At 64.0% G+C, this 14,433-nt stretch carries 11 protein-coding genes and 2 pseudogenes; 7 read left to right on the plus strand and 6 right to left on the minus strand.

Features of this window, described 5'->3' with window-relative positions; all coding sequences use genetic code 11:
* Nucleotide 1: 1 nt before the first annotated feature.
* Nucleotides 2–2,248, minus strand: a complete 2,247-nt coding sequence (locus tag DK391_RS33135; protein ID WP_239483022.1) for a CHAT domain-containing protein — start codon at nucleotides 2,246–2,248, stop codon at nucleotides 2–4.
* A gap of 247 nt (nucleotides 2,249–2,495) precedes the next feature.
* Here DK391_RS33135 and DK391_RS33140 point away from each other — a divergent pair, with 247 nt between their 5' ends.
* The 3 genes and pseudogenes from DK391_RS33140 to DK391_RS45450 all read left to right on the plus strand — a co-directional run.
* Nucleotides 2,496–4,598, plus strand: a complete 2,103-nt coding sequence (locus tag DK391_RS33140; RefSeq protein ID WP_109482226.1) for a serine/threonine-protein kinase — start codon at nucleotides 2,496–2,498, stop codon at nucleotides 4,596–4,598.
* 40 nt (nucleotides 4,599–4,638) lie between these two features.
* Nucleotides 4,639–6,135, plus strand: a complete 1,497-nt coding sequence (locus DK391_RS33145; protein WP_239483023.1) for an MltA domain-containing protein — start codon at nucleotides 4,639–4,641, stop codon at nucleotides 6,133–6,135.
* A 12-nt stretch (nucleotides 6,136–6,147) separates the two neighbouring features.
* Nucleotides 6,148–6,480: pseudogene (locus DK391_RS45450) on the plus strand (3D domain-containing protein); the annotation flags it as partial.
* A gap of 67 nt (nucleotides 6,481–6,547) precedes the next feature.
* Here DK391_RS45450 and DK391_RS33150 read toward each other — a convergent pair.
* A complete protein-coding gene (locus DK391_RS33150; RefSeq protein ID WP_109482227.1) occupies nucleotides 6,548–7,339 on the minus strand; it encodes an SDR family oxidoreductase in 792 nt (263 codons plus the stop codon).
* A gap of 294 nt (nucleotides 7,340–7,633) precedes the next feature.
* On the opposite strand from DK391_RS33150, the gene DK391_RS45640 reads away from it, so the two are divergent.
* From DK391_RS45640 to DK391_RS33170, 4 genes are all read left to right on the plus strand, one after another.
* The gene (locus DK391_RS45640; protein WP_275426839.1) at nucleotides 7,634–7,762 is read left to right on the plus strand and encodes a hypothetical protein; all 129 of its coding nucleotides are present in this window, start codon (nucleotides 7,634–7,636) and stop codon (nucleotides 7,760–7,762) included.
* 243 nt (nucleotides 7,763–8,005) lie between these two features.
* Nucleotides 8,006–8,506: a DUF305 domain-containing protein gene (locus DK391_RS33160; RefSeq protein ID WP_275426840.1), complete on the plus strand. Its 501-nt coding sequence runs from the start codon at nucleotides 8,006–8,008 to the stop codon at nucleotides 8,504–8,506.
* Between the two features lie 62 nt (nucleotides 8,507–8,568).
* Nucleotides 8,569–10,032, plus strand: coding sequence for a YncE family protein (locus tag DK391_RS33165; RefSeq protein WP_239483025.1), 1,464 nt, complete (start codon nucleotides 8,569–8,571; stop codon nucleotides 10,030–10,032).
* A 136-nt stretch (nucleotides 10,033–10,168) separates the two neighbouring features.
* On the plus strand, nucleotides 10,169–10,819 hold the full coding sequence (locus DK391_RS33170) for a hypothetical protein (protein WP_239483024.1): 651 nt from the start codon (nucleotides 10,169–10,171) through the stop codon (nucleotides 10,817–10,819).
* Nucleotides 10,820–10,885: 66 nt separating this feature from the next.
* On the opposite strand, the gene DK391_RS33175 is transcribed toward DK391_RS33170, so the two are convergent.
* The 4 genes and pseudogenes from DK391_RS33175 to DK391_RS33190 form a co-directional block, all read right to left on the minus strand.
* Nucleotides 10,886–11,905 carry a substrate-binding domain-containing protein gene (locus DK391_RS33175; RefSeq protein ID WP_109482231.1) on the minus strand — a complete coding sequence of 340 codons (1,020 nt, stop codon included), beginning with the start codon at nucleotides 11,903–11,905 and terminating at the stop codon, nucleotides 10,886–10,888.
* 181 nt (nucleotides 11,906–12,086) lie between these two features.
* Entirely contained in the window at nucleotides 12,087–13,058 is a 972-nt protein-coding gene (locus tag DK391_RS33180) for a D-ribose ABC transporter substrate-binding protein (RefSeq protein WP_109482232.1), read from the minus strand.
* A 92-nt stretch (nucleotides 13,059–13,150) separates the two neighbouring features.
* Nucleotides 13,151–14,092, minus strand: a complete 942-nt coding sequence (rbsC, locus tag DK391_RS33185) for a ribose ABC transporter permease (protein ID WP_343225461.1) — start codon at nucleotides 14,090–14,092, stop codon at nucleotides 13,151–13,153.
* Between the two features lie 115 nt (nucleotides 14,093–14,207).
* A pseudogene (locus DK391_RS33190) lies at nucleotides 14,208–14,433 on the minus strand (D-xylose ABC transporter ATP-binding protein); the annotation flags it as partial.

The following is a 14,433-nucleotide window of genomic DNA, read 5'->3' on the forward strand; positions in this document are numbered from 1 at the left end:
CTTAGCGCGCAAGGCTCAGGCGCCAGCCTCCCATCAGGTCGAATGGTGCCCAGAAGAACGGATGGGCAAAGCGCGGGTTCTGCATCACGGCGAGTTGCGCGGTGCGCATCGCGTCGATGGCTTCGTGACCGTCGGCGAGTTGCGAATAGAACGTGCGCATGGTCAGCGCGCTGGATTCGTCGGCGACAGGCCACATCGATACGATCAGACTGGTTGCGCCTGCATAGAAGAAGGCGCGCGTGAAGCCGAGAATCTCGTCGCCGCGCGCGATCCGCCCCAGGCCCGTTTCGCACGCCGACAGCGTGACGAGCGACACGTTATTCAGCTTGAGGTTGTAGATGTCTTTCGCGAGCAGCGAGTCCGGGCCATCGGCAGGCTGCGTCGCGGGCGCGAGCAGGATGCGCGAATGAAGGGGATCGATGGTGTCGGCCTCGGCGTGCGTGGCGACGTGCAGCACGCGTCCTGCTGGCGCGTTCTCACGAAAGCTGACGCGCGTTGCATTGGACTGCAGGAACACTTCCTGACGCGCAAACAGCGGCGCGATACCGCGCACTTCTGCTTCTGCGCCGGGCAATGCATAGGCAGGCGCGATGGTCGGATTGCCGAAGGCGACCAGGTTGCTCGCCACCTGCCGCTCGCGCGTGGCAAGCTGCACGGCGACGCTCGCTGAAGGTTCGAGCGCAATCGCGTGGCGCTGGATCAGGAAGCCATCGGGACCGTGCAACGCCTGATACGGCAGATAGTGCAGCGCGCCATGCGGGACGATGATGAGCTTGTCGTCGGCGCGCAGTCCGAGCGGCGCGATCAGCAGCGCATAGAGTTTGTCGCCGTAAGTAATGGCCGTTGGCCGGCGGCGCACGATGGCATTGCGGACATCGGTGACGGCGGCATCCATGTCGGCGCGCGCGATCGGCAGCGTGTAGCCCTTCAGCCCTTCGTTGCGGATCCCCCAGACGATGATCGATTTTTCGAGGCTGTGATATTCGACCAGCGTCTCGTTGGGCTTCAGTGTGTTGCGTACCACGTGGAGACCGGGCACATCGCCGTTCAGTTGACGGTCGTCCACGCCCGCGTCGACGCGATTGCGCACCACATCGAGCAGCGCCCGCGCGCGGCTGCGCTCGGACAGGTTCCATGCCGATGCATAGTCGCCCACTTCCACCGTCAGCGCGATGGCCATTTCGAACACGGATTGGGTGTCGCCGAAAAGGCCCGTCTTGAACTCTTCGCTGCGAAAGCGCGCGCGGATTTTTTCCGAATCGTCCACGGCCTGCAGATACGCTTCGCGCGCTCTCGGCCGCTCGCCGAGCGCGAGATCGGCGCGGCCAATGCCTTCGTGCGCCCACAGCCGGTCGTAGTTCGCATCGCTGCCGCCGCTCTCCTTCAGCAGCGTGGTGAACGCGAGCAGCGCATCTTTCGGCTTGCCTTCGGCGAGCAGCAGATTGCCTTCGATACGCCGGTACTCCGGGGCGAGATCGGCGCTCGGTGCCGGGCTGGCGGAATCGAATGTCGTGCGTGCGCCCGCCGTGTCGCCGGCTGCGATCTGTGCGTTGGTGATCGACAGCAACACCAGCGGACGGTAACGCGGCGAGGCCGTGTCCAGTGCACGGTTGTACGCGGCCAGCGCGTCCTGTGGATGACCGCGGCGCAGCGCGATGTCGCCGAGCACCTTGTTGGAGGGCGCGAAAACCTGTTCGGGCGCCTTGGGCGTCGAGGCGAGCGCTTCATTCGCGTAGCGTTCGGCGTCGTCGAGATCGCCGGCGTAGCTGTATGCAATCGCGAGATCGCGTTTGGAGAGTGCGGCAAGATCGGCGTTGTCGGTGCGCTGCGCCATCACCAGCGCGCGGGCCGCAGCTTCGACGCTGTCACGAAAGTCGCCGCGTTCCGCCGCCGATACGGCCATGCTGCAATAGTCGTATGCAGGCAGCGTGACGCGATCGCGCGAGAGCAGCAGACGCCCTTCCGAGGTCAATGACTGGAGTGTTTCGGCATCGCGTTCGCGCTCGGCAGCTTGCCGGAAGCCCTGCGATTCGGGCGCGAGACCTTGCACACTGCTGGCAGATGCGGGCGCCGATGCAGCAGGCGTCGCTGCGATTGCAACACTGCCCATGCCGAAGGTTGCACAGCCAACGAATGCGGCTATGGCAATCGCGCGCCACACAAGATATAACCGGTGACGCGAATACATAGCGTCGCGCTTCGCGGTGCGCACCATGCTGCACATCGGGAATCTCATGCGTTCGTTCACATCGTCTTCCTGCTGGACGGTCAATGGACGCGACCGGAGAGCCGTTGTGACTGCGAGGGCGTGCGGGCGGAGCGAGCGCCGCGAGACATTGCCTGCAACGCTTTATAACCAAACGAATCGGGACAGGCGATTTTGAATCGGCGGCTTGCCGCCTGCGGTGCTCTGCACTGCAGGCACTCACCATCGATTCAAAAACGTCCGCGCGATTCGTCTAGTAAACACACGCGCATGCGCGTGAGGACGGCGCATGCTCGTTCGCAGCGCCGCGCGTCTGGACTTTCCTGTGGAACCTGTCCTGATGACCAGCCCCGACGACAAGACGGTAATCGTGTCCCAGCCGCCCGAGTCCAGCAGCCGCCCGGTCCCGGCCGACACGGCAGGCGCGGCAGAGGCCGACAGCACGACCATCATGCCGCCCCTGTCGGCGGGAAACGACTCGCATCACGCGCTGCCTGTCGGCACGCGCGTCGCGGAATTCGAAATCCGGGCGTTGATCGGCGAAGGCGGCTTCGGCATCGTCTATCTCGCCTACGACACGCAGTTGGGCCGCAACGTCGCGCTCAAGGAATACATGCCCTCCGCGCTGGCGACCCGCAGCCATCGCGCCGAAGTGACGGTGCGCTCCGAGCGTCATGAAGAAACCTTCCGCGCGGGCCTGAAGAGTTTCGTCAACGAAGCGCGGCTGCTCGCGCAGTTCGATCATCATTCGCTCGTCAAGGTGTACCGCTTCTGGGAAGCGAACCGCACCGCGTACATGGTGATGCCGTATTACGAAGGCGACACGCTGCGCGATGCCTTGCGGGCCAGGCCGACACCGCCTGACGAAGCGTGGCTGCGCGCGTTGCTGACCTCGCTGATCAGTGCGCTCGACGTGATGCATCGTGCGCAGTGCTATCACCGCGACATCGCGCCCGACAACATCTTGCTGCTCAAGGACAGCGGGCGCCCGTTGCTGCTCGACTTCGGCGCGGCGCGTCGCGTGATCGGCGACATGACGCAGGCGCTGACCGTGATCCTCAAGCCAGGCTATGCGCCCATCGAGCAATATGCGGAAGTCGAATCGCTGAAACAGGGACCGTGGACGGATATCTACGCGCTCGCTGCCGTCGTGTATTACGCGATTGTCGGCAAGACGCCGCCGCCCTCGGTGAGCCGGATGATGAGCGATAGCTACGTGCCGCTCGCGACGCAGGCTGCGGGCCGCTATTCGGCGTCGTTCCTGCAGGCGATCGATCACGCGCTCGCCGTCAAGCCCGATGAACGCCCGCAGAACGTGCGGGTGCTGGCGGCGGAATTGGGGCTGGCGCTGGGCGGACCTAACGATGTGCCTGACGATGCCGCTGCGCTGGCTGCGCTGCGTGCTACAGCGCCTGCTGCGAGCGGCGGCGGTGCGACGGCGGCGGGCTCGGGCAGCACGGTTCGTTCCTCTACGGCAGCGGGCAGCGGTGTGGCTGCTTCAGGCACGGGCGCATCGGCACTCCCCGCGACGGACGCATCGAACCGGCGCGGCCTTGCGATAGGTATCGGAGCCGTGGCCGTCGTCGTGCTGGCAGCGCTCGGCGGCTGGCTGGCCTTGCGACCTTCGCCGGGCAATGCGCCGCATGTCACTGCTGCGGCCACGGCGGGCGATCAGCGGATGGCGTCTGGTGTCGGACATGCGCAGAGCGAGCCGCCTGCCGGTCCAGCGAAGTCGCCCGTGCCGGATACCACGCTGCAGGCGCCAGCGGCAACCGGGCCTGCAAGCGCGCCACAAAGCGCAGCCGCCAACACGGCGGCAAATCCATCGCCAAACCCTGCGCAACCCGCCACGCCCGCCCTGCCGCCCTACACGCCCGATGGCGAACTCGAACGCATCGTCACCCTCGCCGATCCGTCGATCCGCGTGACTGCCACCTCGCGCAACACGACCGCGCGGATCAACAAGGATCATCTGCAATTCCGGGTCGGCAGCAATCGTGCGGGCTATGTGTATGTCTTCATGGTCGGTCCCGCCGGGCAGTATCTGCTGCTGTTTCCGAACGGACTCGACAAGAACAATACGATCGCTGCAGGCCAGACGCTGTCGTTGCCGCGCGCGAGCTGGCCGATGATGGCAGGTGCGCCCGCTGGCCCGAATCACTTTCTCGTGATGGTGTCGTCCGCGCCGCGCGACTTTACCGATGGTGGTCTGCACGGTGAATCGGTATTCGCGGATTTTCCGACAGACGCGCAGCGTGCCGCCGCGGTACAGCGCACAGCCAGTTCATCGCCTTTTGCCGGCAAGCCGCAATGTGCAACAGGTGCGGCGCAGTGTCCCGATACGTTCGGCGCGTCGACGTTCACTATCGACGTGACCGGTTCGTCAAAGTAGCGCGCGAGACGGCGCCGTGCATCGGCGACGAGGAGGCGTCATGGTCAAGGTAGCCTGGAAACTCGCTCTGCTGATGGCGCTCGCCGGTTGCGCAGGCAGCCAGCCCGCGTCGACGCCGACTTTCGGACCGGCGGGAGGACAGCCGGCTCCGGCAGCGTCCGTGGCTTCGTCGCAAGCGACGTCATCGGCAACCTCGTCGGCAACTTCGTCGATGCCGCCACCCGCGGCGGTCCCGCCGATGCAGTCCACCCAACCCGAAGCGGCCCGCAACACGTCCGCGACGCCAGTCGCTTCCGCTGCACCCGCCGGCAGCGCGAACACCGCTACTAAAGTGGCAAGCAGCATGGCCTTCGCGACACGCCACGCGTACTACGCGCAGGCCAGTTTCGCCGATCTGCCCGGGTGGTCCAGCGACGACCTCAGCGGCTCTCTCGACGCCTTCAAACGCAGCTGCACGGTGCTCGGCTCGCGCGCGGGATGGACGGACCCATGCGCGGCGTCACGCAGTGTCGACGCGAGCCGCCCCGACGCGATCCGTCAGTTCTTCGAGACCTACTTCAACGCGTATCAGATCCACAATACCGACAAGAGCGGCGACGGCACGCTGACCGGCTACTACGAGCCTCTGCTCAACGGCAGCCGACAATACGGTGGCGCATTTCTCTACCCCATCTACGGCACGCCCGACGACATGCTGTATCTCGACGCGCGACGTCTGCCCGACAGCGCGCGCGGCTCGGCGAGCGCGGCACGCATCGAAGGCCGCACGGTCATTCCCGTCACCGACGTTGCGCCCGGCAACGCCAAAGGGGTCTACGTGCTCGACCTGCGCGACAGCGTGCCTGACATCCGCGACAAGAAAATCCGCCTGCGCGTCGATCGCGACCGCATCGTTCCGTACTACACGCGCGCGGAGATCGAGCGCGGCGCGCTCAAGGCGCCGATCCTCGCGTATGTCGACGATCCCGTGATGCTCTATTCGATGCAGGTCCAAGGCGCGGGCAAGGTACGCATGCGCGATGGCACGGTGCGCCGCTTCGCTTACGCCGAGCAGAACGGACGGCCGTTCCAGCCGCCCGTCGCGCGCGCAAACGGCAGCGGACAGCGCATCACCGTGCGCGGCATGGATGTCGAGATCGACGTGCAGGACGAATCGCCGATGGGCGGCGCGGGTAACGCAGCTGCGCAGACACCGGGCGACGCCGTCGGCGGCGTGCCCGCGACGCGCTCGCAGGACGACGACGAACCCGTGTCGCCGCTGCTGCGCGGATTCAAGCTCGCTTCAGCGACACCGCAAAGCGGCGGATCGGTCACGCCTGCCGATCGTCCCGCGAGCAGCGGCAACACGACCGGCGCGACGCCTGGCGGCGCCAGCGCGTCGAAGACAGGAAACACCGATGCGCCAACGGCCAGCACCACGCCCGCGAAGCGCGTGTTCGCCATTTCAGACCCGAGCTACGTGTTCTTCAGGCTAATTCCCGATTCGCCGAACGGACCAGTCGGTGCGTTGGGTGTGCCGTTGTCGGCGGGCCGCTAGGTCGCCGTCGATCCGCGCACCACACCGCTTGGCGCACCCGTTTTTGTCTCGACGCGTGACGATCCGCAGGCGCCCGGCGCCATCGACCGGTTGATGATGGCGCAAGACTCCGGCGGTGCGATTCAGGGCGCTGTGCGCGCGGACTATTTCTATGGCTTCGGTCAGAGCGCGCAGGCTCAGGCGAGCCGGACCAAGGAACGCATACGGATGTGGGTGCTGCTGCCCAAAGGGCTGCCTATTTCTGCGCGCGACTCCGCGCTAAAGACGCGCGGCGGTGGCGCGGGAGCGCCAGCTGCCGATTGTGTGGTGAGCGATCCGCAGCTGTGTGTGGATGATGGGCCATGAGACCGTGTTGTGGTTCGGATGTGATTCTGCTGCAGGTGTATGAATCACATCCTCCTATCAACGGGAATCAAACCGTTCTCAACATTCCACCATCGACGAAGTAACTTGCCCCAACGCTATAACTCGCCCGCTCCGAACAAAGAAACACAACAAAGTCCGCCAGTTCTGCGGGCGTAGCAAAGCGCCGGATGGGCGCGAACTCATCGGCCACCTGCTGCAGATGCCCTTCCCAATCGCCGCCTGAATCTTGCGTTAGTTGTTTGGCCGTCTTGACCCAGTCTGGTGTCAACACGAGGCCCGGATTAAGCGTGTTGACGCGAATGTTGTCCTTGATCACCTCGTTGGCGAGATTCTTCGAAAACATCATCAATGCAGCCTTGGTCACGTTATAGATCGGCTCGTAACCCAGTGGCTGCACTGCGCAGATCGACGCGTTATGCAGGATCGCGCCACCGCCTCGCCGCTTCATCGACGGGACGAGTCCGCGTGCGAGACGCACCGCCGCCATCACATGCAGATCCCAGTACGCCTGCCACTTTTCGTCAGGCGCCTCCATGATCGTTTCGTTACTGCCCGTGCCCGCGTTGTTGAACAGAATGTCGGCGCCGTCGAAATGCTGGCTGGCTGCGTCGATGATCGCATCGACACCTTCGGGCGTCGCCACGTCGCACGCCACAGGCACGACTCGCACACCGTGACGCGCCGCGATGTCCGACGCGACCTGTTCGAGCCGCTCGCGCTGTCGCGCGGCCATCACGAGATGCACGCCCTCGCCTGCAAATGCTTCCGCCACCGCCAGCCCGATGCCGACGCTTGCGCCCGTCAGTACCGCCACCTTCCCACGCAGCTTCAAATCCATTCGCTGTCTCCGTTCCGTTTGCACATCGGATTGATCACATCGACTGATGTCCCAGTGTGCTTGAAAACCCGTCCGGCAGCCACCGTTCCGTGACGGCGACATCGCCGGAACGTGTGCAGTGCGGGAACCCGTCCTCAAACACCGTTGCGCGCCTATACGAACGTATGCAGCGCCGCATACCCATTCATCGTGCGCCCGACCGTTTGTGCAATGGAACCTGCACGTCCTCGAATCTATGCTGGATTCAATGCTGCAACGGGCATCAGTCACGACATCACGCGCAAGGAGATTGCCATGTCCCCCTCTCTGCACAACTGGATCTACATCGGCGTTCATGCCTACGTCGAATACACCTTCGTGCCGTGGCTAGGCCGTAACGTGTATCGGCGTACGGTCGATCTCAATCAGGTCTGTCTGCTCTAGCTCGCCGGTGGCGCGTCGGGTCTACACGTCCGGTTTGTTATGCCTTTTCCTGACTGTGACGAAAGGTTCGATGCGCCGTTCAACCACGCCTGATTCGAAACGCGTCCCCTCGGCCGCGTACTTCGGGCAACAACGCATATAGTGCGAATCAGGCGTTAGCCGGCCTGGCATGCTGGCCAGATTCTCCATCGCGAATGCTGCACGTGCACCGGCCAACCCTTTGTCATTCGTCGTATCTGACGACTGAATCCGCATCACAGGGAAGGAGCAACGATGAGCAAGCGCATGCGTAGCGATCTGTCTCGCGCAATCGTGACACTGGCTGCAGGCGTGCTGATAGGCAGCGCGCCGTCCATCACGTGGGCGGGCACGTCCGCCGCCGATCCGCACGAAGCCGCGTTCATGCAGGAGAACGATCGCGCGATGACGCGCATGATGGACGACATGAGCGTGAAGCCATCGGGCGATATCGACCGGGACTTCGTCGCGATGATGGCGCCGCATCATCAGGGCGCGATCGATATGGCAAGAGCCGAGCTGCGCTATGGACACAACGAACAATTACGGCGCATCGCACAGGAGATCATCGTCGATCAGCAGCAGGAGATTGCGGCGATGAACGTTGCCATCGGCTTGCCTCCGCCGCCTTCACGGCCTGCACCCACACAACCATCCGCGCCATCTGCCGATGCACATGATTCATCGCACGCCATGCCGATGCCGATGCCGATGCCGATGAAATAGCACGCGCATTCCAGCTTCATTCGTGCGGGACAACAAGGAGACTAATCGTGAACAAGACCGCCATCACTCTGTTCGCCTGGACGCTCGCAGCGTGCACCGCTGGCTCCGCGCATGCCGGGCAGGCTCCTGGCGCGCTCGCCAATGCCAACGTGCCTGTCTCGAGTCACGACCGCGTCTATGCCGCCGAGCAGTTCTCGAACACGGTGTCGGTGATCGATCCCACCGTGAACCGGCTGATCGGCGTGATCCGGCTCGGCGATCCGTTGCCGGGCAACTTCAGCCCGCTCTACAAGGGCCAGGCGCTCGTGCACGGCATGGGCTATTCGCCCGATCATCACACGCTTGCCGTGGTGGCCATCGCGTCGAATTCGGTCAGCTTCATCGATACGCAGACGAACACGATCAAGCACACCACGTATGTGGGCCGCTCGCCGCACGAAGCCTTCTTTACGCCCGATGGACGCGAAGTATGGATCACGGTGCGCGGCGAGAACTACGTGTCCGTGCTCGACGCGCAAACCTATGCGGAGAAAACCCGCATCGTCACGCCCGCGGGTCCGGGCATGACGATCTTTTCTCCGGACGGCAAATATGGCTATGTATGTTCGTCGTTCAATCCGGAGATCGATGTGATCACAGTTGCCGATCACCAGACGGTCGGCAAGGTTACGCAAGGCAGCCCGTTCTGTCCCAACATCGCAGCGACGCCGGACGGCAAGCAGGTGTGGTTCACGTTGAAGGACACGGGCAAGACGCAGGTGTTCGACGCGCATCCTCCGTTCGCGCTGCTCAGGACGATGGATACCGGCCCGATCACCAATCACGTGAATTTTGCCGTGACCAGCAAGGGGACATTCGCGTACGTCACGGTAGGCGGCGAAAACGCCGTCAAGGTGTTCCGCACCGACAACTTCAAACAGGTCGCGACGATTCCCGTCGGCAAGATGCCGCATGGCGTCTGGCCATCGGGTGACGGATCGCGCATCTATGTCGGGCTGGAGAACTCGGACATGATGACGGCCATCGATACGGCCACCAACAAGGTCATCGCCAACGTGCCGATCGGGCAGGCACCGCAGGCCATCGCTTATGTGCCGAATGCCGTGCCCGAGGGCGACGGCATGCAGAACCTCCAGCCGCTCGGGCTGGCGGGCGAAGCTGCGCACCTGACGCTAACGGCCGTGGGCGCCGGCAGCAACGCCCCAGCGCCAACCAGCGTCGTGCTGTACGACCAGGGCGTCGTGCAGGTTCTGCAGGCGTCCGTGACGGGCCTGCAGCCGAAGCAGCCCTACGTGCTCGGCTTGAGCAACGCGGCCGACGGCAGCGGCCCGATCGAGCCGCTGGCGCGCTTCATGACCAACCCGGCTGGATCGGCGATCGTCGATACGATTGGCCAGATCCGCCAGATCGTCGCGCCCGGCGCCAATGATCCGCAATCCGCCACACCGGACAGGCGCCGCTATCTCGTCATTGCGCCGGCTGTCGACGGCGTGGCGAAAACCGCCGTGCAGGTGCAATCGATGTAACTCAAGCCGTCTGCGCAGATTGAGCCGATCGAGCAGCTTTGCGAGCCGCTCCGGCATGTCGTGTTCGTGAGATCGACGATATCGTGGATGTCGTTTGTGCTTCTTTCCTCACTTCGATACGACAGGCTGTCCACACATGATGAATCGCTTTTTCAGGTGCATCGCCACTGCGGGTATTACGCTGGCGAGCGTGCAAGCGGCATGGGCGCAAACACCCGCGCAATTGCAGTTCGACACGCATGCGGCGTTCTTTTCGGCGGAAACGCCTCTGGCCAGTCCGCTCGATCCGCAGGTTTTCGTGGCCGACGCTGGCGCGCCGGCAGCCGTGGGGCCGCAAGGGATTGCGCACGTTGCGGGCGTGCGCAATGCACGCCTGAGCGATGCGCCTGCTACACCGCTTTACGACGCGCAGGACCGCCCTCTACACTTCACGCTGCAACGCTGGCTCGGCGCTACGGGAACGGTCACGCTCACGCCGGCGGCACAGGGACACGAGACGGTGGGGATCGATCTGACGGGGCTTGTACCGAATGGGTTATATAGCGCGTTCGAAAATCACTTCGACCAGTCGCCCATTGGCTTTACGCCGCTCGACGGTGCGGGCACGGCCAATACTTTCCGTGCCGATGCGACGGGACATGCGCACGTGTCCGTGGATTCGCCCAATGTGCTGACTCACGATAACGCGGTGCTGATCGTGTATCACGCCGATGGACGCGCATGGGGTACAGAGCGTGGCGCGCTTGGCGTGGCGGCACAACATCAGCTGATTGCGCGCTTGCCTTGAGCGGTTGGCCGCTTGCCACGTAACACTCGGGCCTCGCAGTCAGGCCCGTCGTAGCAAGCGTCTCACTCACTGCCCGCCCGACCGTCGATAGCGTATCCGCGCAGGCACGAGCCGCGAGTCCGGCGCTTCATCGCCGGCAAGCAAAGAGAACACGCAGCCCAGACTGTGCTCTGCGAGTTGCGTGCTGTCCTGGATAATCGCGTCGATCTTGAAAGGCAGGCAATCGAGCAACTTGTGATCGTCGAAGGTCATCAATTGAGCGGGCGCCTGGGCCAGCTGATGTGCGTCGTTCATGAACTGCAGCACACCTTCGAGCAACGTAATCGAGCCTGCAAATAGCGCTTCCGGGTAACGCTGGTGCTCGGCGAACCATGACTTCATCAGTTCGTAACCCGACTCGCGCTGATAGTCGCGCTCGAATACCCAGTCGGGCTGCTCGCCGAGACCATGCTCGCGCAGCGCCTGCCGGTAGCCCGCCAGACGGTCGCGACTCGCCGACAGTTCCGGCTGGCCGCCCAGATACACCACTTCGCGCGCGCCCCTCGCGATGCTCTCGCCCACCAGCGTCGCCACGGTTTCGACGGCATCGGTAACGACATACGGAATGCGACTCGACTCGACACGCCGGTCGGCGAACACGAGCGGCAGACGCTTCATCCATTTTTCGTAGCGTTTGGCGTCGGCGGTACACGGCACGACGATCAGGCCGTCCACTTGATGGGACACGAGATGCGCGATGCCTTCCGTCTCGCGCACCGGGTCTTCGTCGCTGGTGACGAGCACGAGCTGATACCGGTAACGCTCGCGGCACAGTGATTCCATCGCCTGGGCGAGCGCCGCGTGCGCGGAGTTGGTGAGATCGGGAATAACGAGGCCGATGGTGTTGCTGCGGCGCGTGCGCAACGCGCGCGCCGATTGCGACGGCGTGAAGTGATGGTCTTTCGCCACCTGCAGCACGCGCTCGACCGTCGCCGCCGAGATGCGATAGCGCTCGGCATAGCCGTTCAGCACCATGCTGGCCGTCGTGCGGGAAACGTTCGCGAGGCGGGCAATGTCGTCGATGGTCAGACGCTCGAACTGAGTCACGCGGCCTTCCTGCAGATCATTAAATAGTGGGAACAGTGGATGCGCGCCACCCGCAGGCGGCGCATGGCATACGCCAGTGCGTTGCCGGGGATGCGCTGCGCCCGCATGGGGCGCAGCGTCAGGCGCGCAGCGACGGGTGTCTCGGCGCCTGATAGTACTACGGGAAGGGTCGGATGAGAACTTACTGCTTATAGAGGTTCAGCGGCACCGGGATGAACTTGTCGACGGACTGGCCATCCACCAGTTTCTTCGCCGTCTGCACGCCGTACTGGCCGATCAGTTCCGGCTGCTGCTGCACCGTCGCCGCCATCTGGCCGTCCTTGACGGCCGTCATCGCATCAGCCGTCGCGTCGAAGCCGACCACGGACACGTTCTTCAGGCCCGCTGCCTGCAATGCCTTGACCGCGCCGAGCGCCATTTCGTCGTTCTGTGCGAACACGCCCTGGATATCCTTGTTGCTCTGGATGATGTTCTCCATCACCGAGAGACCCTTCGCGCGGTCGAAGTCGGCGGGTTGCCTGGTGGCGATCTTCACGCCGCCCTTCGCCGCGCTGCCGTCATCGAAACCTGCACCACGCTCGTTCGCCGCCGACGAACCCGGACTGCCTTGCAGTTCGACGATGTTGCCCTTGCCGCCCAGCTTCTCCGCCAGGAAGTCGGCTGCCATCTTGCCGCCTGCCTTGTGGTCGGACGCGATATGCGAGCTGACGTCGGCGCCGTTCACGCTGCGGTCGAGCGACACGACCTTGATGCCCTTCGCGGTTGCTTCCTTGACGACGTTCGCCACCGCCGACGAATCGGTCGGGTTGATCAGGATCACGCTGACCTTCTTCTCGATCAGGTCTTCGACGCTGGCCTGCTGCTTCGCGGGGTCGTTCTGCGCATCGACGGTGATCAGCGTCACGCCGTCTTTCGCCGCTTCGTCTTCCGCGCCCTTGCGCAGCGACACGAAGAACGGATTGTTCAGCGTCGAGATCGACAGGCCGACGGTGATCGCGCCATTGGCGGCGGGCGCCGAGGCCGCGCTCGCGCCGGCATCCGCCGACGTCGACGACGGGCCTTCCTTCGAGCACGCAGCCAGACCGGCGATCAGCGCGCTGGCGCACAGTGCGGTGAAAACCTTCGAGAGTCGCGGCGAAACGGGGTTCTGCATGTGTCTTCCTCTTCTTCCTTGTGTGGTGAAACTGGTTTTAATGTCCAGCATCCGGTGATGAAAAATCGTTGAATCTTGTATTGGCTCGCGCGTCACGCTTTCTTGTTACCGCGATCGATCAGCACGGCAAGCAGAATCACGCCGCCCTTGATGACCTGCTGATAGAACGACGACACGTCGAGCAGGTTCAGGCCGTTGTTCAACACGCCGATCAGCAGCGCGCCGACCAGCGTGCCGAAAATCCAGCCGCGTCCGCCCGTCAGGCTGGTGCCGCCGAGCACGACGGCCGCGATGGCATCGAGTTCATAGCCCGTGCCTGCCGTCGGTTGCGCGGAATTCAGACGCGAGGTCAGCACCACGCCCGCGAGCGCCGCCATCACGCCGGAGAGCGTGTACACGTAGAGTTGAATGCGATCGACCTTGACGCCCGACAGACGCGCCGATTCAGCGTTGCCGCCCGTCGCGTAGATATGGCGGCCAAACACGGTCTTGCGCAGCACGACCCAGAACACGGCGAACATCACCAGCATCAGCACGACGGGGATCGGCACGAGGCGCGCGATGTAACCGCCGCCGAGCAGCGAGAAGAAATCGCTATTGAAGCTGCTCAGCGGACTGCCATTCGAGACGACCAGCGCGAGACCGCGCAACACGGTCATCGAGCCGAGCGTCGCGATGAACGGCGCGACCTTGCCCTTGCTGATCACGAGGCCGTTGACGAAGCCCATCAGCCCGCCTGCGACGAGTCCTGCGAGTGTCGCGACGACAGCATTCGTGCCCGACGTCAGCAGGCTCGCGATAATCACCGACGACAGCGCCAGCACCGATCCCGCCGACAGATCGATGCCGCCGAGCAGAATCACCAGCGTCATGCCGAATGCGATCAGCGCGTTGATCGACGCCTGACGCATCACGTTCAGCAGATTGTCGACGGTCAGGAAGTTGCTGCTGACGATGGAGAGGCCCCCCGCAATCACCAGCAAGGCGATAAACGGCCCGAGCTTTTGCAGCGTCGCCCGGTTGGTCGGTGTCATGCTCATTTGCGCCATGATGTGTCTCGCGTGTTGTCCCGCTGCGTGTCGCGGGACCGTTCAGTTGGATGCACGGCGCGGCGTTCGCGCTGCCGTGACTGCTCGGGTTGGATGATCGCTATGCAGCCACCGTGGCGGGTGCTGCCGTGGCTGCGCCGCCCGCAGCGGCCGTCATGATGCGTTCCTGAGTGGCACCGTGCGCGTCGAACAATGCGCTCTGGCGGCCTTCATGCATGACGAGAATGCGGTCGCTCATCGCGAGGACTTCGGGAAGCTCGGACGACACCATCACGATGGCGACGCCGCGCTCGGCCAGTTGATTGATGATCGTGTAGATCTCGGCC

This window comes from Paraburkholderia sp. C35 (assembly GCF_003121405.1).
Classification (GTDB): domain Bacteria; phylum Pseudomonadota; class Gammaproteobacteria; order Burkholderiales; family Burkholderiaceae; genus Paraburkholderia.